Genomic DNA, 23,472 nt, shown 5'->3' with positions numbered 1-23,472 from the left:
GCCTGGCGTTCCGCCAGCCCCGGGGCGCGGGGCGCCCTTTTGTGTGCACTGAGGCCGGTTGGCTACGCCACGGCTGCGCCGCGGGGAAATAACCCTATATACACCTTGCATGGTGTACGTAATACGCTATAATAATTCACAGGTTAGGCAAACAACTTCAGGCAGGAGAATTACCATGGGCGCAGCAGCCAACATTCAAGACACCACCACTGACCTCCGCGTCGGCCGTCGCATTCATTGCATCCTTTACGGTGGCCGTGATGGCGTTATCACTGCTGTTGACGGCAAACCGGGCGTCAGCAAGTCCCTCTCAGCCCTCGGCGGTGCTGTTGTCATCTCTAGCGGCTCAGACGTCCACATTGATGTGGTCTGGGACGATGGTTCCGTGAGCAAGCGTATTCCCGAGTGCATCGCTACCGGTGTGCAGTGGCGCTTCCTTGATGAGCCGGACTACACCAATGCCGAAATTTTTGAAGCCGTCCAGTTTGCCAAGGACGAAGCGGAACGCGCCGAAGCCGAGAGAAAGGCCGAGGCGGAAGCCTTCGAACGCGCCGTTCAGGCCATGCGTGAAAACGATGAATTCAAGCATCTGGAGCAGGCCCCAGAGGGTGCCGGCATGTATTCCCGCCAGCGGGACAACATGACCGCCAAGAACGTTCGCAAGACCCTGAAAAAGGCTTTCCCAGGGGTCAAGTTCAGCGTTCGCAAGCGTTCTTGCGACGCCCTGTACGTCTCATGGAGCCGCGAGGACGACGGCGAGACCGTCAACCAGCGCACTGTTTCCGATGCCGTCAGCATGTTCAAGACCGGTACCTACAACGCCTATGAGGACTACCACGGCTCCAATAGCTCAGCTTTCAATGTCGTGTATGGCGGGTTCGACTTCATTTTCTGCCAACCGTCTATCTAATCCGCAGCGTTGACGACCTGCACCTTGCCCACCTTCGAGTGGGCTTTTTTGTGTCTGGCCGTTGGCCAGCCAGGGGCGCGGGGCGCCCTTTTGTGTGCACTGAGGCCGGTTGGCTACGCCACGGCTGTCGCCGTTGAAGAAAATCCTAAAACACTTAGCAAGGTGTATTCATTCTGGTAAAATGGTTTACAGGTTAGGCAAACATATTCAGCAAAGGCAGGATCCAACATGAATACTTACGACATCGACAGCACCACCGATCTGTTTCAGGCCCAGGACACCCTCCCGGCAAACATCCGGGCGATTATCGACCGACACACTGCCCTGATCGAGGAAAACGAAGGGGATTGCTACTTGCTATGCCGTGACTTCCTGGAAGAGATGGAAGCCAACGGTTACACCTTTGATTACGGGCTGGACGGGGTGCCTTACGACCTCCAGCGCATCAACCCATAATGATCAACGCACAGGAGCAACACGATGGGTAAACTGAGAGATCTGATCGGCGAATGCCCGAAAGACAGCCCTTTCACCAAAGGAAGAAAGGCCGCAGAGGAAGGACGCTCACCGCCCCCGTTTCCCAAACCCAATTCTGACTGGGCAAGTCGCCTTTATTTCAGGGGCTTCCAATCCTACGGGCGCCAGACCAATAGCACCTGAATCGTTCTGACGAGCAGATTGAACCTGTATCAAGGCCCGCAAGAGCGGGCTTTTTTGTGTCTGGCGTTCCGCCAGCCGGGGCGCTCTCTGGTTTCAACGATGCTGTTTCAAAGGTCTATTGGCACAACTACGATCGGGCCGTTCAGGGGAATATGTTGATCAATGTCCTTTTGCTTGTCGGCTACGGGCTGGCGCTGGCGTTCTTTGTGTATTTCTATAAATACATCAAGAGCAAAGTCATTCCTGCGTCCCGGGCCCGGGCAACAGAAACCGTCGAGCGCTACCGTCAATATTCACACGACAGGAAAGTCCGGAGCGAAACCGAAGCCCTGAAAATCAAGGAAGAGGCCTTCAGACGGTATGAGGCCGAGAAAATCAAAGAATTGATACAGGAGGCGATTGAGCAGGACGAACATCAACGGGCCCAGGAGCTGATGGCCCAGTTGCGGGAAACAAAGACCGACTAACCATTCGTTGTGACCAGGCTGGCCAGCACTCACGGACTTTTAGTGCTGGCCACTTTAAGACTCAGGCCGCCGGGAGCGGAACCTTTCCATCAACCAGGAACATCTCCACCGGATATTCCACGGCCTTCGAAGAACCATCCGGCTCCATGACCACGATGGACACCTTTTCCCGCGTCGTGACCGCAATCATAGGCCGAAGATTCGTAGGCCTCGTTTTCTCAAAGGCCCGGGGTGTATACAGTGCCCAGTTGACCCCTCGCAATTCGGCCCACAAATCCCGAATGCCCGGCGCCGGCGGGCGCTCATCGATTTCCCGTATCCCAGCCTGAACCGCTCGGGCTGAGATGAACTGGAAGGCCTCCACCCCTGCTGCACGCATTGCGCTACCCACATCCTGTGTATACCGGTAATCCTTGGGATGCACCAGATCCGGGTGAAGATCGCACCAGGCATCGGACTGGAGCTTCACCCCTCGTTTCGAAGCGACGTCCACTTCAAAGATCGTGTGCTGTGACTTCACCGGTTTCGGAAAGGGCTTCCGGACATGCCAGACAAAGACAAACCGATAAAAGGCGGTCTCCACCAGGGCGGTTTCCGTCCGGGCTGCCCCGTAGAACAGACTGGGCTCAAAGGTACGACCAAACCGGGAACCCCACTGCAATGGTGGGTAGCGAAAAGGGGTTTTCAGCAGGTAATGAAGTTCGTCTACCGGCTGCACATAAGGCGGCTTGCTGTCCTCCAGGAGTTCTTCCAGTCGGGATTGCTCGGCTGCAGAGTCGACAATATCGGTGGTGGCCACCTGTTCCTGTGACTCCGCAACACGAAAAAGCCGGCCCCTGATCGGCTCGATCGCCTTCTCTACCCGTTCGGCCAGACTCAAACCTTGCCCCGGATAGCGTCGATGTACATGACAACCCGGGCCAGACCCTCGCAGGTATTCATCATTTCCCTGGGCGCTTGGCCAAAGGCATCATTCTCCGTGGATACCCAGTGCTTCATATTGTCCGGATCACCGCCCACAACGGCATAGAGCCCGCGGTAAACACGAACAAACATCAGAGCCAGCTCCCCGGACTTCGATTTTGGGTCAATTCCGTCGCGGGAAATCCCTGTACGCTCCCGGCCGACAATCTGGGCCACATCGGTTTTGCTGATGCCCAGAGCGCTGGCTGCATTGAACAGGGCCTTGCCCAGCACCTGACGGTCATCGACGTCTTTTTCTTTGCGAATGGCTGTAACCATGATTCGCCCTCCCCTTTTGCCAGCAAGTATAGTGAATAATCCACATCATGCAAATAAATTGGGATTTTTCACAAATAACCAGTAATACACCTTGCATGGTGTACTGTATCTGGTAAAATGGTTTTCAGGTTAGGCAAACAAGCAAAGGCAGGAGACACATCATGACTACCGCTACCCGTGAAAGAGTCGCTTTCGTTATCCAGGTTCGCGAGCTGAACACAAACAAAGTCGTTGCCACTCAGCAGATGAGTGCTGACGCCGGTCGCCTGCTGCGCCACCAGAAGGCCGAGGATCTGGCGAAGCGTTACTCCGATCCCCGGGACTGCTATGCCGTCGAGCTGGAGAAGCTTGCCGGCGAGCCCAAAGGTCACCCGGGCTTTGTCATCGACAAGTACGAGCTGGGTATTTAACCCAGCCTTCACCCCCATTGGCAGAGCGAGGTGCACCATGATCAGCATTGAATCCAAGCAAGGTGAGTTACTGAACCCACTGCGAAAGATCCTTGAAACATTTCCCGGGGATATCTTTGAGGGAGACCTGACAGGACACGGTTACGAGTGGCGGGCTGAGTACACCGTCGACTACGCCCCATCCAACCAGGATGAAACCGAAGAAGACGAGTTTGTGCTGACCCTTTCGATTTACCCGAAGTCCGGTACCGGCTCGTTTCGCGCAGAACTGTACCTTGAGCACCATGTCCCGGAAGTTGGCATTGAGGATAAGGAGCCAATTCCCCTCGGTGATCTCGAATCCATGGCCACTGTGCTGGCCAAGCATGCCTGTGAGTGGGATCTGAGGAAGGACACTGTGGAGGTCGCAGGGCCCTATTTAACCAAAGTTGCCGCAGTCGCCAGGCAGATATCTGGGGGTGAGCATGCGTAAGCCAGAGTTCATCACCTTCACCGGCATTGATGATCGCACGGATCTTACCCGTGCAGACAAGCTGGCCAGTCGGTATCCCATTGAATGGGGCGTCTTGATGTCCGTGCACGCCCGTGATGCCCGGTTCCCGAGCAATCAGATGATTTCGGAGCTGACAGATGTTGCCGGCCGGAAGTCTGCGCACCTGTGCGGTGATTACGCTTCCATCCTGACGATCTGCGGGACATTCCCGGAGCCGTTCAAACTGGGGCGGTTCGATCGGGTGCAGGTCAACGGACGCCGGGCGCAGACTCTGAACCTGACAAAGGTCGCGAGCGAGTCGGAGTACGACGTGATCCTCCAGACCAGGAGCATGGCGTTCAATACCGGCCACCCCTTTTTCGAGCTGTTCGATTGCTCCGGAGGCCGAGGCCGCTTCCCGGAGAGTATCCCTGCCCTACCCGGCACTGACCAGTTGGTCGGATACTCCGGCGGCATCGGCCCGGCAACGGTCATCGATTACCTGAAGATGATCGAGGGCGAAGGCCGGTTCTGGATTGATATGGAAGGGCGAGTACGTTCGAACGGTTGGTTTGACCTCGATCTTGTCGAGAAGGTTTGCCAACAGTTTTACGACTGAATTCAACAGTTTTGACCGGCTGGCACGCCTGCCTGCCAACCTGAATACCGCCAGCCGGTCACCCTATACCCGGCCCGGGAACATCCGGGCAACAGACATAACGGAGAATGACAATGCAACGCTTTTTGAAGGAAGACGCCACATTCAAACAGGACGAGCGCGAAAACGCTGCGTTCCAGGCGGTTGCCAAAGCATGGAATCAGATCCATCGACTTATTCTGGCCCAGGGTAAGCCCTGCACTACCAATGTCATTGGTCACGGGATCTTTTTCATCTTTGATGGCGAGCTGCTGACCCACGAGTGGAATCGCGGGCACGACCAGCCGGACTTCAACGCCACCCACGCACTCTATGAGTTTGAGACCGATGCCGGAGCTCTGGAAGAACTGCTGAAAGATATGAGGCAGTGGCTGGCGGATCCGACGTTCATTTTCCCTGAGAGCGGCGAAGTTACGGTCGAACCCTGCCTGAACGAGCGCCTTGGTTTCGGCCCCGACAACCGTTTTCTTACCAATAGCCAGTGAGGCCCGGTATGGACGAAGAACTGAAAGAGCTGATCACCGAATTTCTCAAAGAAAACCTGACTCTCGATGTCGAGACCAGCTCGAGCTATGCCGGTGGTATGGACGGTGGGCCGATGTACGAGGACAGCAAAACCTTGAAGTTGCTGATTGATGGAGAAGTCATCTCTGAAATCGGACTCTGAACCACTGTAGGTTTATCGAATTGCTGGGCGGGCCCCTGCCTGCCGCCTACCTGTCTACCCGGCCTGCCCAGCACCCTTTGCCACTGCCTGCCCGCCGCGAGCGGGCTTTTTTATGCCTGGCCGTTGGTCAGACGGGGCTCGGGCGCCTAATGACCAATTCTGCTCATTAATATTATATTTGTCCAAATGTGCTCATTATTGCTATACTGTGCTTAGAGACAGAGGGTAATGGAGACGAGCCATGCAAACTCAGCCAAATCACAACAGCGCTTCTATTGACCGCGAAGCCGAAAAAGGCCGTGTCGCGCTGAAAGGCTTTTTCAACATCACCCGGGAATGGGGATGCACTGAGAACGAACAGCGAGTGTTGCTAGGCGACGTTTCCCGGAGCACCCTGCAGAACTGGAAAAAACTCAAGCCAATTCGGCTCAATCGGGACGTGATGGAGCGAATCAGCTACATCCTCGGTATCTACAAGTCAGTGGGCGTGCTTTATCCGACGAAGGACCGAGCCATTGCCCGTATGCGTCTGGGCACCACTGACCTGCCGTTCGCCGGCAAGTCAGCCATGGACTTCATGACCCAGGGTTCAATGCGGCATCTGCAGCTCACACGTCGCTACTTCGACGCTCAGCGGGGCTGGTCATGACCGGCATGCCTCCCCTGCTCCGACCGGAGTTCAAAACGTACAGAGTTATCCCGAGCCATTTTCCGCCAATCGACCTGTACGAGGACATCTACGATTCCAGCGAAGAGCTTGAACTGGCCTTCGAGATCGAATCCATGACCAATGATCGACTTCTGGAAGAGGCCGGAGATATCGCGCTGGTTCTGCCGGAAAATCGACTTGTTGGCCCGGGCTGCACCCCGGTCATGGCCGCCTTTACCCACATTGGCTTTGGCAGTCGGTTCGCAACCGAGGACTTTGGCGCCTACTACGCCGCCAATTCGCTTGATGCGGCCGTAGCCGAGACGATTTACCACCGTGAGCGCTACCTGCGAAATGCCAAGGAAGATCCCGTTGAGTTGACGATGCGCTGCTATACCGGCACCGTCGCCCGGGAACTTCATGACATCCGTGGGCAGGAATACGCACACCTGCACAACAGCAACACCGCTATTTCCTATCCAGAGACGCAGGCGTTCGCGGAGAAGATGAGAGCGCAGGATTCTAACGGACTGCTCTACAACAGCGTTCGAGCTCCAGGGCATGAGTGCATTGCTGCGTTCAAGCCCGTTGCAGTCTCCCCGACTACCCAGGGCTGCCATCTCAAGTACGTGTTTGATGGCGAGCGCATTTCCCACTGGTATAAAGTCGGCGAACTGCACGAAGTCCCCCGTAATTAAGCACCGCCGTCATACCCGACATCAGAAGCCAAGCCGAAAAAGGCAACCCCGCCTAGTAATCACGATCTGCCAGCCCGAGCCCGCTATGCGGGCTTTTTTTCGTCTGGCCGCCGGCCAGCCGGGGCGCAAGCGCCCTTTGGTGTGCATTGAGGCCGGTTGGCTACGCCACGGCTGCGCCGCGGAAAATAAAACCTATATACACCTTGCAAGGTGTCTTAGTTCTGCTAGAATTATTTACAGGTTAGGCAAACAAATAACGACAGGCAGGCAGGAGTAACACCATGTTCTCAGTAGAAGATATCGCAAACATCGACAAGACCACCCTCAAGACCCTGATTGAGCGTGAGCCGGACATCTTCGGCGTTATGAGCCTTGAGAGCGTAGAGCGGGACTTCCTCGAATACGCCAACGGCGAAGGTAGCTTTGAGGACTTCCGCTCATGGCGTCAGGCATGGCGCGGCTACGTTGAAGCCCGCCGTGATGAGCTGGAAGAGTTCGCGGCTGAGATGAAGGCGCTGGAAGCGAGCAAGGCCAAGCCGGTTGCTGAAGAAAAGGTTGTCGGCATCGTAGCCTCCCACGCACCGGCTGCAGTTCTCTCAGCAGAACACCAGATGGCGCTGTTCTGATCCATTCAGCGGGGCCCAGAAGGGCCCCAGCAAACCCTTTCCGGAGTTTTCGACCATGACTACACATCAGGCTCAAACACCTCAGGCGCCGGCCACTGAGAGCTATATCGTCCTGAACGAGCACACCCTCGGTGTGGTTGTCTCACCGAACACGATGCAAGTTCTTTCCGGGCCTGTCCTCAAAGGCGGGCACGATCCGTTTAAGGGGCCTGTCTTCATCAATCCGGAGAGAGATCACCTCCGCCCAGCCACGCTGGCGGATTTTGCGGAATACCGTGTATGCCCTCGGGGGCATCTGCTGCCGATCTAACATTTCTTCGGACAATGGCGGGCTAATTGTTCGATTGCCTAGATTTGAACGCAACTCAAGCAGTCTGATATTAGGGAACCATACCGGTTCAGCTATCAATCAGAGGACTAACACTATGAGCAAAACCTTCACCACTACCGTCTCTGCCGTCATTTTCACCGCCGTTTGTCTGCTGGTGCTTTCCATTGAGTACACAGCGGGCCTTGTTGGGACGAGTCACTACTATCTTGGCCACTTCTTCTTCGGGCTGGCTTTCCCGTATCTGGGCTATGGAGTGTTCTCTCTGGGCAGAGATCTTCCGGAGAAGCCGGCTAACTGGGTATATGCCAGACCTGCCCTTCATCGAGCCCTGACGCGGTTTCTGGCTGTCGCGACGCACTTCTATTTCTGGCTGGGGGTGACGACCTTCTGGCACCTCGGAAACGAGCTGTGGGAGGACCAGAAGACCCGCGCCGTGTTCTCCGTCGATCTTGATCACCTGACAGCCGGAATCATCGGCCTGGTGTTATCAGCGGCCATTTATGAGGCGATCCGGAAGCAATGGCCCCAGTTCTGAGCCATTCCACCATCGAACTTTCCGCAGGCTCTTATGGTCGGGCGATTGCCCGCCATGGGGGCCTGTGGCCCTTTTGTGTGCACTGAGGCCGGTTGGCTACGCCACGGCTGCGCCGTGAATTTTCCCTGCTGAATACACCTTGCAAGGTGCCTTATTTCTGTTAGAATTATTAACAGGTTAGGGCAATAAAGACAGGCAGGAATCATGTTCGATGCAAACGTTTCCACATTCGATCCGAGCAGCATCATCGCCACATCCGCTGACGTTCAGCAGCGTGAGTTTTCTGTGGTGTGCCAGGGTGCGATCGAAGCCATCAAGAACACCATGCGTAAGTTCGCTCTGATTACCGTTGCCTCCAGCTGGGGAAAAGACAGCTCGGCGGTTGTCGCCTTGACGATCGAGGCCGCAACTCAACTTCGCGCCGAAGGCATCAAAGTGCGCGTTCGCGTGATGACCTCCGACACCCTGGTTGATTCTGCTCCGATGATTCGATTGGCCAAGCACATGTCTGCCCAGATGAACGAGCTGGCGGAACAGCGGGATCTCGACATTGATCAGGTGTTCGTGACCCCCGATCCGATCGACCACTACCTGGTGACCATGATCGGTGGCCGTGGCACGGCTTCTGTTGCCGGATCAGATGCCACCTGCAGCGTAGATCTGAAGGTTCGGCCGATGGCCAAATACAGTCGAGAGCTGGCCAAGCAGTACGGCAAAGAGAACATCTGTAACTTCATCGGTACCCGCCATGAAGAAAGCGCGGGCCGTAGCGCCCGCATGACCGCCCGTGGTGAGTCAGCGATCGCACCGGTGCAGCAGGACGACGGGATGTACCAGATGTCCCCGATCGCCGACTGGACCGTGGGTGAAGTCTGGCAACTGCTCAACGGCACTGCCCGGAGCCTCGGGTTCGAGACCCTGGACTTCAGCCGCACCGTGAGCGTGTACGAAGCTATGGGCGAGTTCACCTGTGACACCCTGTCGGTGAACACCAGCACCAAGGCCAAGAGCCCCTGCTCCGGCGGCCGTGGTGGCTGTGTGATCTGTCAGAAGGTCACCGTAGACAACTCCATGGATCAGATGCTGGGCTCCTACCCGTACCTGGCCCCGCTGGCCCGGTTCTCCAAGGTCATCCAGGCGGGTCATTTCCTGCCGGAGAACCGTAGCTATCTGGCCAAGTCTGTTGACCAGGCCGGTCTGGTTCGCGTGTTCGCCAACGCCTACTCAGCTGAGTGGCAGGCGAATCTGCTGAAGTGGGCTCTAACGATCGACCGCCGGGAAGATGAGTACGTCGAGGAAAAGTCCCGGAAGCTGGGTCGCCCGGCTGAGCGTCGCTTTGGTCGCCTGCTGGAAGAAGAACATCTGTGGTTGATCGCCTTCTCATGGGCCCGCTACGGCCATCAGAAGCCCGGCGAGTTCGCCCGCATTCTGGAGGCGGTGGACGCCGGCGCTCGCTTCGAAATGCCTTCGGATGCCGAGATCGAGGACATGAAGGCCCGCGCCGAGCGCAAAGGCTCTGGCAAGACCATGGGCTATCTGGCCCCGAAGACCGTGATAACCGGTACCGCGTTCCGTGACAACTGGCGCGACCTGATCAGCGCTGACAGCGCCTGTGCTCCGGATGTGATGGTCAAGGACGGTGACCGGGCCATGTACGTCGCTTCCAGCGGCGTTGCCCACGACACGATCGGTAGCGCCCCGGTGGTTTCCGCTGACCTGAGTGCTCTGCGCGAGGCAGACGGCACCTTCGGCCTGACCTACGAGGAATTCAAGTTCTGGCACGCCCTGGAGTTCGCTGGCGGCCACAAGACCCATAACGACGAGATGGCGTTCCTGATCCGGGAAGGCCTGATCAAGGCCCGCAACGGCTACCAGAGCCAGATCGGCGTGTACCAGGGCCTAAACCTGATGCTCGATGATCTCCGAGCTGAAGGCCCGATCGGGTCTCTGGCTGAGATCCAGTCTCACCCTCGGTTCATGACCGAAGAACAGGCTGCGGTCCTGAAGCAGGAGCTGGCGGCCCAGACCGGTCACCAGGTCGAAACACCGGTCGATGAGCCGACCACTGAAATTCACGAGGAGCAGATGGCACTGGATTTCGCCGCCTGATCCTCAACCGAACTGCTGGGCAGGCCCCTGCCTGCCGCCTGCCTACCTACCGGGCCTGCCCAGCACCCTTTGCCTACTGCCGACCTTGCCCACCTTGAGTGGGCCTTTTTTTGTCTGGCGTTCCGCCAGCCGGGGCGCGGGGCGCCCCTTTGTGTGCACTGAGGCCGGTTGGCTACGCCACGGCTGCGCCGAGGAAAAATAACACTACATACACCTTGCATGGTGTACGGTATCTGGTAAACTGTACAACAGGTTAGGCAAACAAATGCAGGCAGGAGAATCCCCATGACCAAGGTTATCGATGAGCGCGTACTGAAAATCTACCGTGACCGCATTGCTTACGTTGAGAACAGCAATGTCACCGTCGACGTTGACCGCTCCCTCCCCACCGTTTCCATCGAGGCCCCGGACGCCGAGGGCTTTTTCATGCAGGGCGATGAGGCTGAAACCTTTATCGCTGAAGCTGATCGCGTGTACGAGGAGCTTCAGGAAGTTTCCTTCGATGAGGCCTGCAAGGCCGTGGCTTCCCCTTACGCTGACCTGATGTCCTGAGGAGGCGCCCGATGAATTCCCTGAATCCCAGAATGGTCAAAACCAACGTTAAGGACTTCAAGATCCTGACCAAGAACCGGGTGCCGCTCGGACACCAGATGGACGCCATGCGGGCCTTGAAGACGTGGAAGGAAGACGAGAAAACCAGGAAGGCATGGATCAGTCAGAAGCGCAAATCCTTCACTGCAGCGCTCCGGGAGTTCCGTGACCTTTATGAAGCCAAAGAGTACTACATGGCCTTTGGCAAGCATGACGACAGCATCGAAGTCTTCTACCGCACCTGATTCCCTTTATCCACACCGCCGGGGGCGACCCCGGCAAACCCCAACCAGTACAGGAAATGACTATGCGAGACTACCTTATCGTAGGCCATCTTGACGGCTGCCAGATTGTCACGCGGAAGATTACCGCCCAATCACTGGCCCACGCCAAGACTGCCCTGAAGAACGCTCTTCTGGAACCAATCATCGACGAGATCGAAGGGTCAGCTGAGGACGTGGAGTTGCCAGAGTTCTACGTTGATTTCGCTGCCCCGGCCGAAAACATCCCGACGCTTGACCCCAGTCTGGTCGGATCCCTTGGATTCGATGAAGAAGATGATGACCCCGTGGCATGCCCCATGCCGTGGCTGGACAGCGCTCAGCCGGCCTGACATCCAGCATTCAACCTGAAAGCCCGTCGATGCAGCGGGCTTTTTTATGGGCTTCGCCCAGGGCCAGAGGCCCTTTTTGTGTGCACTGAGGCCGGTTGGCTACGCCACGGCTGCGCCGAGGAAAAATAACACTATATACACCTTGCATGGTGTACGGTATCTGGTAAACTGTACAACAGGTTAGGCAAACAAATGCAGGCAGGAGAAACACCATGATTTCCATCGGACAACTCGAAAAAAGTGCCAACATCTTCGCTGACAAGCTGCGCAAGCAGGGCCACGAAGTAGACGTAAAAGCTTTCCGCTCCGGCACCATGACCGGTTGCAACACTCAGGGCGTCTCCAACGTGGAGTTCCGGGTGAACGGTCAATCGGTTCGGTTCATGGCCAACGGCTACGGTGACATCTACAAGCGTGACATCGGCGGTACGTTCATGACGTGGACCGAGATGAAGCAAGAAGCCATCAAGAAGCTCAACCTGGACGCCCACTAAGGGCGTTCAGTATCCGATCGACACCAGGCGAATAATCACAGGCAGGGGAAATCAAAATGGACATGACCAAGATTCTTGAGATGATCGACTCACAGACCAAGGCGACGGAAGGCGAGGTTCTTATCCTTACCCGCGGCGAGTACGACTCATTCTCCGTCATGGCCGTGGTTCGCGTTTGTCGCGACATCAATCTGCGCCTGGAAGCCGATGATTTCCTGGCGAAGTCCGGTGCCCGCCTGAAGGCCCCGGCTGTCCAGTTCGACGCCCACCAGTTCCTGGCGCACCTGGAGGCCGTGGACGCGGTTGAGATCATCCAGACCCGATCTGTTCATGTGATGGATGACTTCGAGTGCACCATCGCCACTCCGGTCACAGGTCGGGATCCGGCGAATGACCCGGATGCCCTGCCCTATGAATGGGCTGAAGCTGAGTTCGACCTGAAGGCCAGAGGGTAAGACGATGGGCGTGTATTCGTGGCTGACCAGTGACACGGAGGAGAGCGTCCTGCACATCCCCTCCGGTTGCCCCCAGGAAACTCATTACCTTCTTCAACCAGGGGACTTGCCCCACATTGTAGCCGAGGTTTATGACGGATACGGCAATTTCGGATACGCCGGCATCAATGCCTATCGATGGCTTGCTGAGACTAACGCGCCAGCCCTCGGGATGGATCTGACCGGCCTGAGCCATGAAGAACTCTGTGATATTGGCGTCACCCTGTCAGTTGGTGACGTTCTCATCCACGCCGAAACCGGGGACTTGTACTGGATCTGGGTAAATAAAAAACTCGAATCCCTCGGCGGCACCTTGCTGCCAGGCAATTACGCCACCCAACAACTGAACCTCGGCGGCAGCGTCAATGACCTGATCGAACGAGGAATCTTGATCCAGCGGCCGGTAGCCGAGCACTTCTCGCTGCCCTACCCGATCAAGATTTCCAAGAACCCGGAGGCGGTCTACGAAGACCTGCCTGCGGCCAAGGACTGCCCGAATCAGGGCTATCCAGCGGACGATGCCGAACCGGATTGGCCGATGGACAACGAAGACGATTTTGACGAGCTGCTGTTCGGATGATGTTTCGGAGCAGTGCTCACAGTTACGGCCGAGCGACCGATCCTGCCGCCTAAAACCTGGTCGCTCGGCCACCTATAACCTGCCCTTGCCCGCCCTGTGCGGGCCTTTTTTTGCCTGGCGTTCCGCCAGCCGGGGCGCGGGGCGCCCTTTTGTGTGCACTGAGGCCGTTTGGCTACGCCACGGCTGCCGCCGTGTGATTCAGACCTATATACACCTTGCAGAGTGTACTGCTGATGGTAAAATGGTGCTCAGGTTAGGCAATCACAGGCAGGAACAGACTCATGGCTTACAGAATCTCAGATCGAATCAAAGAGATCTCAACCCCGACTTTCGCGCAGCAGTACGCGCAGGCCAGCGACAAGCAGGCGTTCTGTATCGAGGCCATGGGCATTTCCGCCAGCCACCCCCACGCCGATCACTGGGTCTCAAAAGCCATGGCGACCTTCAACAAGATCAACGGCAAGCCGTTCACCGCACCGACCTCCGCCAGCAAAGGCAACAGCGATGCTTCCTACACCCGAGGAGTTCGAGAACGATCCGATCCACTTCATCCCCGAGGAACACCAGAGAAAGGCTGACCAATGATCACCGTCCGTACTGCACAAGTGGGAACCCCGATCAGCTTCTGGTTTGAGGATCAGACCCATGTGGGGCGCGTCATGGCCGTAAACGAGACTTCACTCAGCGTGGACATGATTCTCTGCGGCAAAGTGTGCCGGGCTATCGTTGGCCCAGACCAGTACGAGGGCATCCTGTCCTTCACTGAGGCCCAGGCGGAATGCCCCGCCCTGTTCCCGGCGGATCTGACCACCCTGCGTGCCGGCACCCCAGTACGCTTTAACCATCAGGGCCACGAGACCCTTGGCCGCCTGATCCGGGTCAACAAGCGCAGCATCACCGTAGACGCCACAATTGACGATCAACCGATCCGGGCAAAGGTCGCCCTCGAGGACATTCACGCCCTGCTCGAGATGGATGAGGCCGCCCAAGAAGATCCCGCCATGTTCGCCCCGAACGTTCTCGGAATCCCTGCCCCCATTACCCACTAAACTGGCGCTCCGCGCCGGGCCTTTGGCCCTTTGTTGTGCACTGAGGCCGGTTGGCTACGCCACGGCTGTCGCCGTGAAATATCCCATATATACACCTTGCACGGTGTACCGTCTCTGGTAAAATGGTTCTCAGGTTAGGCAAACACAGACAGGCAGGAGAACACCCCATGATGACATTGACCCTCAAGAACACGAATAGCCCGCTCTCAAACATGATGGTCCGCATCGTTGAGAAAGGCGACGGCTATGGCCAGTACAACCGAAAGACCGAGACCTTCGCTTTCACCCACAAGAAGGATGATCCGCTTGTCGAGTTCTATGACCTTGACCACGCACGCGCCCCTTTTGATGGTCAGTTCGTTCAGCGCTACTACCTCAGCTCCCTTCTTGAGCGCGAAGAAGGCGGCATTCCGCTCGATGGTGGCGTGCCAAAGTGGTATGTGAACGACGCCGAAATGAACGAGGTTCGCCATTTCCTCAGGGCAGCTCAGGAACAGATCAATTACGAGCCGGCTTAAGCGTCACGGATACATCGGCCCTGATGTGCAGGGCCGATGTCAGCCCCCAAGCCGAACAACACGAACAGTGTATTGAGTCAGGAGAAAAGTACATGGCAACCATCAAAGCAACCGCTCACGCCATTCAGTGGGATGTAGACGAGCCCAGCGAGCTTGATCAGTTACCCGAGCGAATGCACCTGACCATTCCCATCGAAGGCACTGAGAGTACTTTGGATGCCCAGGATATCGATGACGCCATCAGTGACGCCATCACCAACGAAACCGGCTTTTGCCACAAGGGCTTTGCCGTCAGCCATTGCGACCTTATCGAAGATCAGGAGAAGTAACTCATGAAAGAATTTGTATCCCCCCAGGGCAAAGAGATCATCGGCACCCTTGAAACCGTACCGGGTGTTGCTCTCATTGAGATGGATAGTGCCAGCCTTGAAGGCGATTCCCTGCAGTTCGACTACGAAGGATCCACCGACATTCAATGGAATGAGCAGAAGACGGTTCGCCGCGGCGGCCATAGGGTGTTTGTTGATGAGTGCGACAACGAGTTCACCGAGGACCAGCTCCACTTTATTGACCCAGAGAACGGCATCACGGAGCCAACCCCAGTATTTCCGGATCGGGTAAAGCCCGCCGAGTAATCCATCAATGGGGGTGGCCTATCGGATCAGGCCTCCCCCGTTACCGAGGACCCCAGGCATGAAACTAAAACGTCGCGATGAATCCTTGAGACTTTCCCAGACAATCGCCGGTACCCGGTTCCCGATGAAGCTCGGCACTCGGTGCAAAACCCTCCGTTGGCACAATCCGATGCTGTACAGAAAACGGGATCCAAGAACGTTCAAAACGTTTGTCCCATTCTCAATTCGGGGCAGCTTTGAATATATCTTTGTGTGCTCGATTCTTAATTCTGACCCGGGAGACGTTCCCAAGCGCATTTACCGCGGCTGCCTCTCCACCCGGCGCCTGCGCATCAAACCGAACCCGATCAACAATCTGAATAGGATCCGGAACATTTCGGCCCCAACCATGTAAACCAAACCTCCCTGCCTTAGCCCGCCGCGAGCGGGTTTTTTTGTGCCTGGCGTTCCGCCAGCCGGGGCCTGCGGCCCTTTGGTGTGCACTGAGGCCGGTTGGCTACGCCACGGCTGTCGCCGTGAAAAATAATTCACCAATACACCTTGCGTGGTGTACGATATTTGATAGAATTATTAACAGGTTAGGCAAACAAAGCAGGCAGGAGTAACACCCATGAACAAGCGAGCTATCGACTCAATCCGCGACCAGATTCTTGAAGCTCTTACCCAGGGCCGCGCACCTTGGCAGAAAGGCTGGAAGCCGGGACGGGGCGTACTGCAACCGCTCAACGGCAAGACCGGCCGCCAGTACACCGGGTGGGCTAATATCGTTTCACTGTTCTTCAGCGCCGAGCTTAACGCTTACAGCTCCCCGCGCTGGGTAACCTTCAAGCAGGCCAAAGAAGCGGGTGTATCCGTTAAGAAAGGCGAGAAAGGCACTCACGTTGAGTTCTGGAAATCCTACATCCCGAAGAAGGCCAAAGAGCAGATCGAATCGGACGAGGATGAGAAGGGCCGCAAGCGCCTCGCCTGTAAGGTTTACACCGTCTTTAACGAAGACCAGCTCGACGGGCCTCTAGCGGACGCTCCCGAAGCGGAAACCGTGTCCCGCAATATCCAGTTTGTGCTTGATATGGCCAAAGCCGCCGGCGTAAAGCTCGCCTTCGGTGGGGGTGATCAGGCGTACTACCGCCCGGGGCTGGATATGGTACGCAGCCCCAACCTTGACCAGTACGTGAGCGAGGAAGAAGCAATCGCCACCCTCTGCCATGAGTTCATCCACTGGACAGGCGGTAAAGCTCGGTTGGATCGTGACACCAGCTGCTACGCCACCGAGGAACTGGTAGCAGAAGCGGGTGCCTGGCTGCTGTCTCTGGAACTGGGTCTGCCCTTCACTCCGCAGAACTCAGTCAACTACCTCGCCAACTGGGCCAGCAAGACCAAAGACCCCGAGAAGGCCCTCGACAAGGCTTTGAGCGATGCGCAGAAAGCCGCCCGCTATCTGGCGGACGCCGCCAAGCAGGCGGGCCTGCTGGACGAAGCGCCCGAAGCTCTGCCGGTGGCGGCTTGATCCATTCACCAACACGGGGCGTCAGGTGGCGCCCCGATACCCTGCCCTTTCCCTCATTGGTCGCTGACGCGCCCTTTTTGTGTGCACTGAGGCCGGTTGGCTACGCCACGGCTGTCGCCGTGAAAAATAATTCACCAATACACCTTGCGTGGTGTACGGTGTCTGGTAAAATGGTTTCCAGGTTAGGCAAACAAACTCAGGCAGGAGAACACCCCCATGGCACAGCAAGAATCCATAACCGTTTACAGCATCCCTTCAGGGCTCGGCGGCGCTCATACTGTTTCCATTGTTGAAGAGATGGGCGAGCAAGTTCAGGTACGCATCTGGTACGGCCGCCCTTCCCCGACCGGTTGGGAAAGCTGGGGTGATTGGGACGGTAAAAAGCTGATCGTTGACCGCAGCACCCTCAAAAACGAGCGCATCCAGAAGCTGGTACGCCTGCCCGAAGATACCGACGCCGGCTGGATGTTCTGCCAGCCCTACGAGGCCGAAAACTATAACCCTGAAAACGTGGTGGCCAAGTACATCCACGCCTTCCACGAAGGGGAGCTCTACCGGATGTATGAGATCGATGAAAACAGCCAGTCGATCAAGGAATACCGGGTTGACCCCAGTGAGCTCAGCGAAGCCCACAAAGAACAGGCCAAAGCCGTGCGCCACGAGTGCACCGGCTACCAAGTGAAAGTATGGGAGCGCGGCCAGACAGTGGCCGCCTAATCCCCCTCATTCGGAGAACACCCATGACACCTGCAGACAAAGACCAGGCATTGCACACGATTCTTGCGGCCCTGAGAACCTATCAGGGACTAGGCTACGGCGACCCGGACAACCGCCCGAACGACATTCATGAGATTGCCACCAACGGTGGCGACCAAATCTCCATGGATGCGGTGGGCATCGCAGAACTGTGCGAAATGCTCAATTTCGGTGACCTTGAGCTTACGCACAAGGACGATCTGACCACTGACAAAGGCCCCTTTACCGTGGCCCAGTGCGATGAGTCGTCACGCCTTAACATCGAGGTCCAGGGGCTCGGGGGCGTTCTGCTCAACCGTACCGGCGATGGGCTGGTTATCGATGTAACCGGTCAGAACGAAGACAACCCGGTTATCGGCTCCCTCGCCCTACTGGAATCGGATTTCTCAGCCGAGAGCGATGAGCCCCAGACCGGTGGCCGGGTCATGGTTCCAGTGACCCTGAATACCTTTGATGCCCAGGGCAACCAAATGGACACGCAAAGCATGGATCTGGCTGACCACCAAGTTTCAGACATTATCGACCATGCGTCCCAACTGGTGGTGGTCATGCGCGATATGGGCGCGGGAAATTGCGGCATCGAGGCTTTCGATCAGGTCTACAGCCAGCTCGAAGAAGCCATAGTGACCGCCGATATTGTCGATCCCTGCGACCGGCCCTTACCCACCCTGCATTTGCTGGATTAATTCCAGCTCCGCACAAACCCAGTTGGAGAACCTGAGATGGATAGAATCAACCCCGCTCTCGGCATTGTTGGTAACCAATCGCTGATCTATGTTCTGCGCTTCTCCGGCAGCAAGCGCATTGAGGCAGACGAGTTCTGCGACCAGGCACAACAGATCCTTTACGACGATCTGGGATCCATCGGGCATTTCCGGGTAGCCCCGGCCAAGCGCGAGAATCTGAATGAGAATTTCATTCTGTCGGGAAAACCGGACCATTCCGGCCAGTACATCTCACGGGAGGACAATGAGATTTTCGTTTCCTTTATTATACGGGAGGGTTCCGCCTGCAACCCGATCAGCACGGAGCTTTCCATTATCCCGAAGGAGCTGAAGCAATTCTGCGAAGCCGCCGAGCTCTCGGTTGAACAGATGGACGTCAGATCGCTGTACGCCTGAGATCCAACCCCTCCACCACCATAGCCCGCATTTGCGGGCTTTTTTGTGCCTGGCTGGCGCCAGTCCCGGGGCGCGGGGCGCCCTTTTGTGTGCACTGAGGCCGATTGGCTACGCCACGGCTGTCGCCGTGTGGTTCCGGACTATATACACCTTGCATGGTGTCTCTATGCTGGTAAAATGGTTTACAGGTTAGGCAAACAATGACAGGCAGGAGAGTACCGATGAACCAAGAACCCACATTCAAGCTGGCGGTTGAGCTGACCGCCTCCCAGATCGAGGCAATGGCCTCTCTGATCGAAACCGGTGCAGATGATCTGCAAGAGAAGATCGCCTCAGAATCCGACTACACCGCCGAGGACAAAGCCAGCGCCAATGAACAGATCGAGGACGCCAACAAGGGCATCGAGATCATCAAGCAGGCGCTGGCAGATGATTGCAACGAGATTCTGGCCATGTTCGGCCTCGGCTATCAGGATTCACAGGAGGCTGGCCAATGAGCACTCGCCAAGCCCACACCAGTCGCACCATTGGCATCGTCGGTCGTTTCCATCAGTCCCTGGCCATTGCCGAGTTGCTGCGTAAAGTCCAGCACATCGACGAGAGCGCCATTCAGATTGTCGTTGAGCCGGAGCACAAGGTTGTCACCCTGCACGACATATTCGACCCGCAGGCTTCCGTTCACCTGCATGGTATGGAAGCGGATAACTTCCTCACCAGCACCCGCAAGCTGGCCCAGAAGTCAGGCCTGAACTATCGGGATGCCCAGAAGGCCGCCGCCTACGATTACCGGCAACTCATGGCTAACGCCGCCGAAGTCAAAGCGGCCCAGCCGTTCAGAATGCGCCGAGCTGGCTGATCAGAATGGCCCATCACCCCTCTATCCACCCTTTCTCAACCCGGGAGCCTTGCTCCCGGTAGGAGGGCTTCGCCCTTTTTGTGTGCACTGAGGCCGGTTGGCTACGCCACGGCTGCGCCGCGGAAATAATCATCCCCAGAGCCTGGTGGAATTTGATACAATGGAATCCTAAACCAAACAAGTTGATTACTTTTTATGGATAATTCAAATTCATAGGAAGGGCAAACCAGAATACCGAGGCGCATCATGGGATTTGATCCATATCTTCTGGCAAGGCGAACAGCCGACAAGGCGCACCGCTCGATCGGTCAGGTGCGAAAAGGATCCGGCGCTCCCTACATCACGCATTGTGAGGGGGTTGCTCATCTGGTCCAGGAAGCCGGTGGCACTCATTCCATGATTGAAGCGGCGTACCTCCAACTGAGCTTCGAGAGCGGGCCCTGGAGCTGTGTCTCAAACACATCAAGCAACTGGGTCTGCCAATCGATTCACCGCACGCCTCGAATTTTTGACAACGGAACCACTGGGGAGCACCAGCAGTATGCGTAACCTCACCTCTGAAGAGCAGAAGACTATCCTCAAGATCGCTGAAGCCACCGCCAAGCAGCGCCACCGGCTGATGGCGGTCCCACCAAAAGACAACAATGCCCGGTTCTTCCAGGCGCAGGCCGAGTTCCATTCAATGGAAGTCCTGCTCCATCACGGTACCGGGCGGGAGATCCCTGAGGAAACCGTCGAGTTCCTGCAAACGTACCGCAAAGGTGACGAGACTGAGTACAAGCAGGAGATCAACGAATTCATTCATGCCGTCGAGAAGGCCACCGGTCGGGACCTTAATCTGTAATCCCTGATCGGTACCCTGAAGCTCAAGGCAATCCTTTTGTAGGTAGGCAAAGAAAGTCCCATGGATACACCCAACAATAACCTGAGGCCGTCACCGGTCATGCTCACCCCCAGGCAGAACCATATCCTGCGCCAACTGGTGGTTGACCGTATGGAGGCCATGGCCCGACATCTCCCGGAGTACTCCACCCTCCAGGAAGACCCGGAGATTCTGTCCGATCTTGAAGCACTGTCAGATATCGATATTGCCCTGTCAGAACAGACCATCAATTCACGCACTGCTGGGGGTGGCCCTGAGAAGCCCGGAATTCGCTTCAACTCTGAAGAGCTGGCGGACATCCAGAGATTTGCCATGTACGGCATGGCGGCCGTTGAGCGGGCCCTGATGAGCGAATCTGACCGCATCGAGGATCCGATCGGCATGCAGAAAGACCGCAGCCGTATGCAGGATGACCTGAATCAGTTCCGGTCCACCTTTGGAAAGCTCACCCTGGCATTCCTCTCCGGCTCCGAAGCGAGTGAAATCAAGAAGCGGCTGAAGGACTAGCCACTTCTACCCTGCCCTTCAGGCAGACCTCAGCAAGCCCAGCCGTGTCCATTCTCGCCAACAGCTCAACCACTCAGTACCATCAAAGCCTCCGCAGGGTACCCACACCGAAGAAGGTGTGGGGTGAATGCGGTGTAGCGCGTCAGCGCTACCGAGTTCTCTAACAGATTAATAGCACTGCATGCTGTATAAATAAACAGTGTTTGCTATAGTGACGGCATGATGATTCGCCAAGGTTTCAAATTCCGACTGGATGCCAGTGACGCGCAGAGCGCCCGGTTGCGGGTGCTGTGTGGTCACGCCCGGTTTGTCTGGAATCAGGCCTTGGCTAAGTGCAACGAAGCGGCAGATGCCGAGGGGCAGCGTGTGCCCCGGTATGAAACGATGGCCAAGTGGGTCACGGCCTGGAAGCGCGATCTCGATACCCAATGGCTCAGAGAAGCTTATACTGACAACCTCCAGCAGAAGCTGAAAGACCTGGACACGGCCTGGCAACGGTATTTCAAGAAGGTTAACGGTGCTGAGCGTCCTCGCTTCAAGAAGAAAGGGAAGTCCCGCGACAGCATCCGGTTCGTCAATTTCTCCAAATACTGCCAGATCGACAATCGGCGCGTGAAGCTGCCTGCCGGTATGGGCTGGGTTCGCTTCCGCAAATCCCGAGAGATCGTCGGAACCGTCAAAAACTGTACCGTTGGGTTCGAGGGTGGCCACTGGTTCATCAGCTTCCAAACCGAACGGGAGATGCCCGAACCGGCGCACCCCTTCGCCTCGATGATCGGCGTGGATATGGGCGTAGCCCGCTTTCTCACGTTGTCCGATGGCACGTTCATTGAACCGGTTGGTGCCTTCAAAGCCAACCAGCAAAAGTTGGCTCGGGCGCAACGCGCCCTGGCCCGCAAGGTGAAATTCTCAGCCAACTGGTACAAACAGAAGGCCAGGATCAACCGCCTGCATACCCGCATCGCCAACATCCGGCGCGACTACCTTCACAAGGCTTCTGATCAGATCAGCAAAAACCACGCAATGGTCGTGATTGAAGACTTGAAGGTGAGCAATATGTCGCGCTCGGCTAAAGGCGATCGGGAGAATCCGGGCGTGAACGTCAAAGCCAAGTCTTGTCTGAACCGTAGCATTCTGGATCAAGGCTGGTACGAGTTCCGCCGCCAATTGGAATACAAACAGGCGTTTCGGGGCGGTGAGGTTCTGGCTGTGCCCGCGCACCACACCAGTCAGACCTGCCCGAAATGCCAGCATGTGAGCCCGGACAATCGAACCTCACAAGCGCGTTTTCAGTGTGTGCGGTGCGACTTCAAAGAAAACGCCGATCTGGTCGGTGCGATCAACATCAAAGCGCGAGGGCATCGCGTGTTAGCCTGTGGAGAGTCCGGGTTACCGGACTCCGCGAAGCAGGAACCTGTGCGAAGCCGTGAGGAAGTAGCACCCAGCGCAGCGCACGCTGCGTAAGGAATCCCCCACTGACGCAGGTGGGGGAGGAAGTCAATAACCCTGCCTTCATCACCTGAGAGAACCCTGAGCGTCATGGAACACCATAGCGACCAGACCACCCCCACATTTAGTGAAGGGGCGCGAATTACACTGGCACTGACTTTCAAGAAAGTTCATCAGCAGTTTTTGGCCAACGGTCTGCAAAACAGCAGCGGATATCTCAGAATTGCCGAGCGCCTGGCTCCGATCAACCGGTTTCGCCTGAGAAAGCTTCAACATCAGACCCCGGACCTGACTAACACCATGGCCCTGGGCATTGACTACTGGGCGGATGTGATGCGCATCATCATTGATGCCAATACTCTGTTGAAAAGCTCTACCAGCAATTCACCCCTCCCTGATTCCTTTGAAAGCATCCTGCCCAGCGATAGCCGGCCGGCAATCAAGGAAAAGGCCGAAATCCTGATTAACCAGGCGGATCCGGAAGGCCTGTCGCTGCGCCGGTCAATGAAAGCCCCTGTCACCGACGAAAAGGCTCGGCAGGTCATTCACAACCACTTCATGCGGCACACCTTTGAAACCTCCGGCCCTGTACTGGTGGATCTGCTGAACCACGAACTGCTGAGCTATGAAGCCCGGGTGATGCTGGCGGACGTGAGTGAAAAGGTGCTGCGCTACAAACAGGATCCGGAGGCTCTGGATGCCACGACATTCCATGAAACCGGCGCAGCGCTTTTGTATGTGGAACCGCTCAAGCAGTTGCTCGATGCCAACCGGGACGATCCGGACGGTGATTATGAGCAGGAGGGTGGCGAAGCGCTGGAGCTATCCATCCTCGCCTTACTGGGAAGTCACTTCTATGCCCGGGAGTTCCAGTTACTGAGCGAGATTATCTCTGAGGAACAAAAAAAACCCTCCGGAAAGCCGGAGGGCTAAAGCTACCCCTCATTCCATCCTATGAAATGAGTCGTCGTCTCCCATGCCAGGA

At 56.6% G+C, this 23,472-nt stretch carries 37 protein-coding genes; 35 read left to right on the top strand and 2 right to left on the bottom strand.

Translation table 11 applies throughout. From position 1 onward, the window contains the following. Positions 1-175 precede the first annotated feature (175 nt). From ACESMK_RS09295 to ACESMK_RS09285, 3 genes are all read left to right on the top strand, one after another. Entirely contained in the window at positions 176-910 is a 735-nt protein-coding gene (locus ACESMK_RS09295) for an LPD29 domain-containing protein (RefSeq protein WP_372997515.1), read from the top strand. 228 nt (positions 911-1,138) lie between these two features. Continuing rightward, positions 1,139-1,366 carry a hypothetical protein gene (locus tag ACESMK_RS09290; protein ID WP_372997513.1) on the top strand — a complete coding sequence of 76 codons (228 nt, stop codon included), beginning with the start codon at positions 1,139-1,141 and terminating at the stop codon, positions 1,364-1,366. A 260-nt stretch (positions 1,367-1,626) separates the two neighbouring features. Next, entirely contained in the window at positions 1,627-2,037 is a 411-nt protein-coding gene (locus tag ACESMK_RS09285) for a hypothetical protein (protein ID WP_372997511.1), read from the top strand. A gap of 61 nt (positions 2,038-2,098) precedes the next feature. Here the strand turns inward: ACESMK_RS09285 and ACESMK_RS09280 are convergent, their stop codons facing one another. Together ACESMK_RS09280 and ACESMK_RS09275 are read right to left on the bottom strand one after the other, a co-directional pair. Further along, positions 2,099-2,917 carry an RES family NAD+ phosphorylase gene (locus ACESMK_RS09280; RefSeq protein WP_372997509.1) on the bottom strand — a complete coding sequence of 273 codons (819 nt, stop codon included), beginning with the start codon at positions 2,915-2,917 and terminating at the stop codon, positions 2,099-2,101. Next, a complete protein-coding gene (locus tag ACESMK_RS09275; RefSeq protein WP_372997507.1) occupies positions 2,914-3,279 on the bottom strand; it encodes an antitoxin Xre/MbcA/ParS toxin-binding domain-containing protein in 366 nt (121 codons plus the stop codon). The genes ACESMK_RS09280 and ACESMK_RS09275 overlap by 4 nt, the downstream gene beginning before the upstream one ends. 161 nt (positions 3,280-3,440) lie before the next feature. Between ACESMK_RS09275 and ACESMK_RS09270 the strand changes: the two genes are divergently transcribed. The 32 genes from ACESMK_RS09270 (at position 3,441) to ACESMK_RS09115 (ending at position 23,420) form a co-directional block, all read left to right on the top strand. Continuing rightward, positions 3,441-3,689 (top strand): hypothetical protein, encoded by a 249-nt coding sequence (locus ACESMK_RS09270; protein WP_372997505.1) that lies wholly within the window; start codon positions 3,441-3,443, stop codon positions 3,687-3,689. A gap of 37 nt (positions 3,690-3,726) precedes the next feature. After that, the gene (locus tag ACESMK_RS09265) at positions 3,727-4,161 is read left to right on the top strand and encodes a hypothetical protein (RefSeq protein ID WP_372997503.1); all 435 of its coding nucleotides are present in this window, start codon (positions 3,727-3,729) and stop codon (positions 4,159-4,161) included. Continuing rightward, positions 4,154-4,780: a hypothetical protein gene (locus ACESMK_RS09260; protein WP_372997501.1), complete on the top strand. Its 627-nt coding sequence runs from the start codon at positions 4,154-4,156 to the stop codon at positions 4,778-4,780. Before ACESMK_RS09265 ends, ACESMK_RS09260 begins: the two co-directional genes overlap by 8 nt. Before the next feature lie 113 nt (positions 4,781-4,893). After that, a complete protein-coding gene (locus ACESMK_RS09255; protein ID WP_372997499.1) occupies positions 4,894-5,304 on the top strand; it encodes a hypothetical protein in 411 nt (136 codons plus the stop codon). Between the two features lie 8 nt (positions 5,305-5,312). After that, positions 5,313-5,486, top strand: coding sequence for a hypothetical protein (locus ACESMK_RS09250; protein WP_372997498.1), 174 nt, complete (start codon positions 5,313-5,315; stop codon positions 5,484-5,486). Positions 5,487-5,727: 241 nt separating this feature from the next. After that, positions 5,728-6,135 (top strand): antitoxin Xre-like helix-turn-helix domain-containing protein, encoded by a 408-nt coding sequence (locus ACESMK_RS09245; protein WP_372997496.1) that lies wholly within the window; start codon positions 5,728-5,730, stop codon positions 6,133-6,135. Then, entirely contained in the window at positions 6,132-6,833 is a 702-nt protein-coding gene (locus ACESMK_RS09240) for an RES family NAD+ phosphorylase (protein WP_372997494.1), read from the top strand. The genes ACESMK_RS09245 and ACESMK_RS09240 overlap by 4 nt, the downstream gene beginning before the upstream one ends. A gap of 281 nt (positions 6,834-7,114) precedes the next feature. Then, complete coding sequence (locus ACESMK_RS09235) at positions 7,115-7,459, top strand: hypothetical protein (RefSeq protein WP_372997492.1); 345 nt, start codon at positions 7,115-7,117, stop codon at positions 7,457-7,459. 55 nt (positions 7,460-7,514) lie between these two features. Then, positions 7,515-7,769, top strand: coding sequence for a hypothetical protein (locus tag ACESMK_RS09230; RefSeq protein ID WP_372997490.1), 255 nt, complete (start codon positions 7,515-7,517; stop codon positions 7,767-7,769). Between the two features lie 115 nt (positions 7,770-7,884). Then, positions 7,885-8,325: a hypothetical protein gene (locus ACESMK_RS09225; protein ID WP_372997488.1), complete on the top strand. Its 441-nt coding sequence runs from the start codon at positions 7,885-7,887 to the stop codon at positions 8,323-8,325. A gap of 204 nt (positions 8,326-8,529) precedes the next feature. After that, the gene (locus tag ACESMK_RS09220) at positions 8,530-10,434 is read left to right on the top strand and encodes a phosphoadenosine phosphosulfate reductase family protein (protein WP_372997486.1); all 1,905 of its coding nucleotides are present in this window, start codon (positions 8,530-8,532) and stop codon (positions 10,432-10,434) included. A 285-nt stretch (positions 10,435-10,719) separates the two neighbouring features. Next, the gene (locus ACESMK_RS09215; protein WP_372997484.1) at positions 10,720-10,986 is read left to right on the top strand and encodes a hypothetical protein; all 267 of its coding nucleotides are present in this window, start codon (positions 10,720-10,722) and stop codon (positions 10,984-10,986) included. 11 nt (positions 10,987-10,997) lie between these two features. Beyond that, a complete protein-coding gene (locus ACESMK_RS09210) occupies positions 10,998-11,270 on the top strand; it encodes a hypothetical protein (protein WP_372997482.1) in 273 nt (90 codons plus the stop codon). 62 nt (positions 11,271-11,332) lie between these two features. Beyond that, positions 11,333-11,638, top strand: a complete 306-nt coding sequence (locus ACESMK_RS09205) for a hypothetical protein (protein WP_372997480.1) — start codon at positions 11,333-11,335, stop codon at positions 11,636-11,638. 212 nt (positions 11,639-11,850) lie between these two features. Beyond that, positions 11,851-12,132 (top strand): hypothetical protein, encoded by a 282-nt coding sequence (locus ACESMK_RS09200; protein ID WP_372997478.1) that lies wholly within the window; start codon positions 11,851-11,853, stop codon positions 12,130-12,132. Between the two features lie 56 nt (positions 12,133-12,188). Continuing rightward, a complete protein-coding gene (locus ACESMK_RS09195; RefSeq protein ID WP_372997476.1) occupies positions 12,189-12,587 on the top strand; it encodes a hypothetical protein in 399 nt (132 codons plus the stop codon). 4 nt (positions 12,588-12,591) lie between these two features. After that, positions 12,592-13,206, top strand: a complete 615-nt coding sequence (locus ACESMK_RS09190; protein ID WP_372997474.1) for a hypothetical protein — start codon at positions 12,592-12,594, stop codon at positions 13,204-13,206. Between the two features lie 281 nt (positions 13,207-13,487). Continuing rightward, entirely contained in the window at positions 13,488-13,784 is a 297-nt protein-coding gene (locus ACESMK_RS09185) for a hypothetical protein (protein WP_372997472.1), read from the top strand. A 3-nt stretch (positions 13,785-13,787) separates the two neighbouring features. Then, on the top strand, positions 13,788-14,255 hold the full coding sequence (locus tag ACESMK_RS09180) for a hypothetical protein (protein ID WP_372997470.1): 468 nt from the start codon (positions 13,788-13,790) through the stop codon (positions 14,253-14,255). A 167-nt stretch (positions 14,256-14,422) separates the two neighbouring features. After that, positions 14,423-14,773 carry a hypothetical protein gene (locus ACESMK_RS09175; protein WP_372997468.1) on the top strand — a complete coding sequence of 117 codons (351 nt, stop codon included), beginning with the start codon at positions 14,423-14,425 and terminating at the stop codon, positions 14,771-14,773. Positions 14,774-14,865: 92 nt separating this feature from the next. Further along, positions 14,866-15,102 (top strand): hypothetical protein, encoded by a 237-nt coding sequence (locus tag ACESMK_RS09170; protein WP_372997466.1) that lies wholly within the window; start codon positions 14,866-14,868, stop codon positions 15,100-15,102. A 3-nt stretch (positions 15,103-15,105) separates the two neighbouring features. Continuing rightward, positions 15,106-15,408, top strand: coding sequence for a hypothetical protein (locus ACESMK_RS09165; protein WP_372997464.1), 303 nt, complete (start codon positions 15,106-15,108; stop codon positions 15,406-15,408). 610 nt (positions 15,409-16,018) lie between these two features. Further along, complete coding sequence (locus tag ACESMK_RS09160) at positions 16,019-16,915, top strand: ArdC family protein (protein ID WP_372997462.1); 897 nt, start codon at positions 16,019-16,021, stop codon at positions 16,913-16,915. Between the two features lie 216 nt (positions 16,916-17,131). Continuing rightward, a complete protein-coding gene (locus ACESMK_RS09155) occupies positions 17,132-17,632 on the top strand; it encodes a hypothetical protein (protein ID WP_372997460.1) in 501 nt (166 codons plus the stop codon). Positions 17,633-17,655: 23 nt separating this feature from the next. Next, a complete protein-coding gene (locus ACESMK_RS09150; RefSeq protein ID WP_372997458.1) occupies positions 17,656-18,357 on the top strand; it encodes a hypothetical protein in 702 nt (233 codons plus the stop codon). A 36-nt stretch (positions 18,358-18,393) separates the two neighbouring features. Continuing rightward, positions 18,394-18,792, top strand: a complete 399-nt coding sequence (locus ACESMK_RS09145; protein ID WP_372997456.1) for a hypothetical protein — start codon at positions 18,394-18,396, stop codon at positions 18,790-18,792. A gap of 221 nt (positions 18,793-19,013) precedes the next feature. After that, entirely contained in the window at positions 19,014-19,289 is a 276-nt protein-coding gene (locus ACESMK_RS09140) for a hypothetical protein (RefSeq protein WP_372997454.1), read from the top strand. Further along, the gene (locus ACESMK_RS09135) at positions 19,286-19,648 is read left to right on the top strand and encodes a hypothetical protein (protein WP_372997452.1); all 363 of its coding nucleotides are present in this window, start codon (positions 19,286-19,288) and stop codon (positions 19,646-19,648) included. Before ACESMK_RS09140 ends, ACESMK_RS09135 begins: the two co-directional genes overlap by 4 nt. 541 nt (positions 19,649-20,189) lie before the next feature. Beyond that, a complete protein-coding gene (locus ACESMK_RS09130; protein ID WP_372997450.1) occupies positions 20,190-20,492 on the top strand; it encodes a hypothetical protein in 303 nt (100 codons plus the stop codon). 60 nt (positions 20,493-20,552) lie between these two features. After that, the gene (locus tag ACESMK_RS09125) at positions 20,553-21,038 is read left to right on the top strand and encodes a hypothetical protein (protein ID WP_372997448.1); all 486 of its coding nucleotides are present in this window, start codon (positions 20,553-20,555) and stop codon (positions 21,036-21,038) included. A 219-nt stretch (positions 21,039-21,257) separates the two neighbouring features. After that, entirely contained in the window at positions 21,258-22,502 is a 1,245-nt protein-coding gene (locus tag ACESMK_RS09120; RefSeq protein ID WP_372997446.1) for an RNA-guided endonuclease InsQ/TnpB family protein, read from the top strand. A gap of 75 nt (positions 22,503-22,577) precedes the next feature. Next, positions 22,578-23,420 (top strand): hypothetical protein, encoded by an 843-nt coding sequence (locus tag ACESMK_RS09115; protein WP_372997444.1) that lies wholly within the window; start codon positions 22,578-22,580, stop codon positions 23,418-23,420. Positions 23,421-23,472 lie beyond the last annotated feature (52 nt).

Source organism: Marinobacter sp. (genome assembly GCF_041687235.1).
Lineage (GTDB): Bacteria > Pseudomonadota > Gammaproteobacteria > Pseudomonadales > Oleiphilaceae > Marinobacter.
This window is presented reverse-complemented; position numbering and strand designations above follow the sequence as displayed.